The 3,584-nt window shown below is 72.7% G+C and carries 5 protein-coding genes and 2 tRNA genes; 4 read left to right on the plus strand and 3 right to left on the minus strand.

Going from position 1 to position 3,584, the window contains the following annotated elements:
- Nucleotides 1–127: 127 nt before the first annotated feature.
- Both AC1DUQ_RS20650 and bcp read right to left on the minus strand, forming a co-directional pair.
- Nucleotides 128–210, minus strand: a tRNA-Leu gene (locus AC1DUQ_RS20650).
- 22 nt (nucleotides 211–232) lie between these two features.
- On the minus strand, nucleotides 233–700 hold the full coding sequence (gene bcp / locus AC1DUQ_RS20655; protein WP_477062761.1) for a thioredoxin-dependent thiol peroxidase: 468 nt from the start codon (nucleotides 698–700) through the stop codon (nucleotides 233–235).
- Between the two features lie 87 nt (nucleotides 701–787).
- Between bcp and AC1DUQ_RS20660 the strand changes: the two genes are divergently transcribed.
- The 3 genes from AC1DUQ_RS20660 to AC1DUQ_RS20670 all read left to right on the plus strand — a co-directional run bounded on the left by AC1DUQ_RS20660 (nucleotide 788) and on the right by AC1DUQ_RS20670 (nucleotide 1,550).
- Nucleotides 788–1,084, plus strand: coding sequence for a GroES family chaperonin (locus tag AC1DUQ_RS20660; RefSeq protein ID WP_315094945.1), 297 nt, complete (start codon nucleotides 788–790; stop codon nucleotides 1,082–1,084).
- A gap of 111 nt (nucleotides 1,085–1,195) precedes the next feature.
- Nucleotides 1,196–1,408, plus strand: a complete 213-nt coding sequence (locus AC1DUQ_RS20665; RefSeq protein WP_477062760.1) for a hypothetical protein — start codon at nucleotides 1,196–1,198, stop codon at nucleotides 1,406–1,408.
- Between the two features lie 66 nt (nucleotides 1,409–1,474).
- Nucleotides 1,475–1,550, plus strand: a tRNA-Lys gene (locus tag AC1DUQ_RS20670).
- 51 nt (nucleotides 1,551–1,601) lie between these two features.
- Here the strand turns inward: AC1DUQ_RS20670 and AC1DUQ_RS20675 are convergent.
- A complete protein-coding gene (locus AC1DUQ_RS20675) occupies nucleotides 1,602–2,087 on the minus strand; it encodes a mycothiol transferase (protein ID WP_477062759.1) in 486 nt (161 codons plus the stop codon).
- Nucleotides 2,088–2,213: 126 nt separating this feature from the next.
- Here AC1DUQ_RS20675 and AC1DUQ_RS20680 point away from each other — a divergent pair, with 126 nt between their 5' ends.
- Nucleotides 2,214–3,569 carry a dihydrolipoyl dehydrogenase family protein gene (locus tag AC1DUQ_RS20680; RefSeq protein ID WP_477074511.1) on the plus strand — a complete coding sequence of 452 codons (1,356 nt, stop codon included), beginning with the start codon at nucleotides 2,214–2,216 and terminating at the stop codon, nucleotides 3,567–3,569.
- The last annotated feature ends 15 nt before the right edge of the window (nucleotides 3,570–3,584 follow it).

A 3,584-nucleotide genomic window follows, 5' to 3' on the forward strand; every position in this document is an offset into this window, starting at 1 on the left:
GTGTAGTGTACAACGAGTTCGGGGCACGCGGAACGTTTAACCCGAGACATACAGAAGCTCCCGGCAGGATCACGTCCTGCCGGGAGCTGTCCGGACTGCGAGGCATGGTCAGCCCGCGATCACCGTGTGCGGGAGACGGGATTTGAACCCGCACGCCCTTTCGAGCACCAGGACCTAAACCTGGCGTGGCTGCCGTTTCACCACTCCCGCGCAGCGGAAGTTTCCGACAGGGTCACGCGACCTTGAGGTCCCGGCGCAGCTTGGCGACGTGCCCGGTGGCCTTCACGTTGTACTGCGCGAGCTCGACACGGCCCTCGGCATCGACGACGACGGTCGAGCGGATCACGCCTGTCACGGTCTTGCCGTAGTTCATCTTCTCGCCCCAGGCGCCCCACGCCTCGAGCACGGCGTGCTCCGGGTCGGACCCCAGCGGGAACGTCAGGTGCTCCTGCGCGACGAACGCAGCCAGCTTCTCGACGGTGTCCGGGGAGACTCCGACGACCGCGAAGCCGGCGCCCTGCAGCGAGGCGAGCGAGTCGCGGAAGTCGCAGGCCTGCGTCGTGCACCCGGGGGTCATCGCGGCGGGGTAGAAGTACACGATCACCCGACGACCGCGCAGGTCGGACAGGGTGACGGTGCCACCGTCGGCGGTCGGGAGCGTGAAGTCGGGGGCGAGGTCGCCGACGGCGAGACGGGGCACGTGAACTCCTGAACTGCGAGGTGGTGGGGTGCGGTCAGCCTACGTCGCACGGGTACCGTCGGACGCGTGAGCGACCTCCCGATCCGCATGCTGAACGACCGCCTCCTCGTCTCTCTGGACGGCGAGGCGGGGGAGCGTCGCTCGTCCGCGGGCATCGTCATCCCCGCCACGGCCGTCGTCGGCAAGAGGCTCTCGTGGGGTGCGGTGGTGGCCGCCGGCCAGCACGTGCGGCAGGTGGAGGTGGGCGACCGCGTGCTGTTCGACCCCGAGGACCGCGCCGAGGTCGAGCTCGGCGGAGCGACGTACGTGCTGCTGCGGGAGAAGGACGTGCACGCGGTGGCCGAGCCGCGCGGCGCGGGCGAGGGAACCGGCCTGTATCTCTGAGCGTTCATCCTGTCGATGCCCGTGCGCCCGCGTGCCGGCTCTGTCTTGCACCGCCCGCGTTCTGGTGGTGCCATGAACACCGGGACACCGTCCCTGAGGAGGTCGGCCCCCATGACCACGCACGAGACCACACCCGTACCCGTCGACGACGGAGCGGACGTCCAGCCGGTGCGCGACCTGCTCGCCGAGCACGTTCCCCTGGCACTGATCGTCGACCTGGTGGCCCCCGAGGCCACCTCGGCCGAGATCCTCGAGTCCGAGGGGCTGCCCGAGGACTCCTGGTGGGAGAACGACGCGGCGACGTCCGACGGCACCGGCGCGTGACGGTGGTCACGACGCCCGATCAGGATTGGCAGATCGGGTGGTCGGCCTGCTAGCGTTCTCAACCGCGCGCCATTAGCTCAATTGGCAGAGCAGCTGACTCTTAATCAGCGGGTTCGGGGTTCGAGTCCCTGATGGCGCACCAGAGAGAGGCCCCTGATCAGCGGAAACGCCGGTCGGGGGCCTTTCCCTTTGCCTACTCGCCGACCGACCCGTCGATCGCCTGCCGGATCAGGTCGGCGTGCCCGTTGTGGCGGGCGTACTCCTGGACCACCTTGGCCACGTACCACCGCACGGTCCGGCTCCTCGCCGGGTCACCGAGGTCCGCATGCGCCGCCAGCAGGACGTCGGCCTCGCCACGGACCTCGTGCCAGCGCGCCACCGAGTCGCCTGCCATGGTGGCGTCGATGCCGACGATGTCACCGTCGGGCTCCTCGTCGGTGCAGTACAGGAGGCCCGTGTCGACGCCGCTCAGTGCGTGGACCAGGTAGTGGTCCTCCATCTCCGTGAGGTGCCGCACGAGGCCGAGGAGGGTGAGGTCGGACGGCGGCGTCGACGCGATCACCAGCTGCTCGTCGGAGAGGTCGGCGCACTTGGCCGCGAGCGCGTCCCGGTGGAAGGCGAGCCACCCGAGCAGGACGCCGCGTTCGTCGGTGGCCTCGGGTTCCGGTGCACGGTGCATGTGCGCATCGTCCCGCCCGGGCAGTCCGCCGGCCACCCCATGCTGCGTGGCCCCGTCGAGCGCGCCACGATAGGCCGAGGTCCCCCGGCGGTCGGTGCCGGGGGACGCTGACGGACGGAGCCGGTGATGGCGGAGCAGACGCAGGAGTTCGACGTCGTGGTGATCGGCGGCGGCGCGGTGGGCGAGAACGTGGCAGACCGCGCGGGACGGACCGGGCTCAGCGTCGCGCTCGTCGAGCACGCCCTGGTGGGGGGCGAGTGCTCGTACTGGGCCTGCATGCCGTCCAAGGCGCTCCTGCGACCCGGCGCGGCGCTCGCGGCCGCCCGTGGGGTCCCGGGCGCCGCCGGCGCGGTCACCGGCGGCGGGGGCGGCGCCGCCGGGGACGGGCCCGTGCAGGTGACCGCGCGGCACGCGGTCGTCGTGGCGACCGGGTCCGCGCCGGTGCTCCCGCAGGTCGAGGGCCTCGCGGAGCTGCCGCCCTGGACCAGCCGGGAGGCGACGTCCGCGCAGCAGGTGCCGGCGCGGTTGGCCGTGCTCGGCGGCGGCGTGGTGGGCGTCGAGATGGCCACCGCGTTCGCCGACTTCGGCAGCGCGGTGACGCTCGTCGTGCGCGGGGACCGCCTGCTGGCCGGGGCCGAGCCGTTTGCCGGCGAGGCGGTCGCGGAGTCACTGGCTGCGCTCGGGGTGACCGTCCTGTTCGGCGCGGAGACCCGGTCCGCGAGCCGCGAGGCGGACGGCGTGCACCTCGACCTCGGCACCGGTCAGGACCTGGTGGTCGACGAGGTGCTCGTGGCGACCGGTCGACGCCCGCGCACCACCGAGCTGGGCCTCGAGACGCTCGGGCTCGAGCCGGGCAGGGCGGTCGAGGTCGACGACGCCCTGCAGGCCACCGGGATCGACGGCGGGTGGCTGTTCGCCGCCGGCGACGTGTCGGGCCGGACGGCGACCACCCACCAGGGCAAGTACGACGCCCGCGTGGTCGGCGACGTCATCGCCGCGCGGTTCGACCCGCGGTCCTCCGCCGCGGACTCGCCCGACGGTGCCACACCGGGCGACCGGGCGCTGGCAGCCACGGACGAGCGCGCGGCGGGTCCGTGGAGCCGCTACCGGGCGACCGCCGACCTCGGGGCGGTGCCGCAGGTCGTGTTCTCCCGGCCGGAGGTCGCGTGGGTGGGACTCACCGAGGCTGCGGCACGGAAGAAGGGCCTCGACGTGCGCGTGCTCGGCTACGACCTCGAGAACGTGGCGGGCGCCAGCGTGTTCGCCGCGGACTACGCGGGTCACGCGCAGCTCGTCGTCGACGACGCCCGGGGAGTGGTCGTGGGCGCGACGTTCGTCGGACCGGAGGTGGCCGAGCTGCTCCACGCGGCGACGATCGCCGTGGTGGGCGAGGTGCCCCTGGACCGGCTGTGGCACGCGGTGCCGTCGTACCCGACCGTGAGCGAGGTCTGGCTCCGGCTGCTGGAGACCGCGGGCCTCTGAGCACACAGGAGGGGG

Source organism: Cellulomonas sp. P4_B5_2 (assembly GCF_056402235.1).

What these genes read in the sequence shown, in the direction of transcription:
- AC1DUQ_RS20680 (WP_477074511.1), top strand. Translation starts at nt 2,214, where the DNA reads ATGGCGGAGCAGACGCAGGAGTTCGACGTCGTGGTGATCGGCGGCGGC.
- AC1DUQ_RS20660 (WP_315094945.1), top strand. Translation starts at nt 788, where the DNA reads ATGCTGAACGACCGCCTCCTCGTCTCTCTGGACGGCGAGGCGGGGGAG.
- AC1DUQ_RS20665 (WP_477062760.1), top strand. Translation starts at nt 1,196, where the DNA reads ATGACCACGCACGAGACCACACCCGTACCCGTCGACGACGGAGCGGAC.
- AC1DUQ_RS20675 (WP_477062759.1), bottom strand. Translation starts at nt 2,087, where the DNA reads ATGCACCGTGCACCGGAACCCGAGGCCACCGACGAACGCGGCGTCCTG.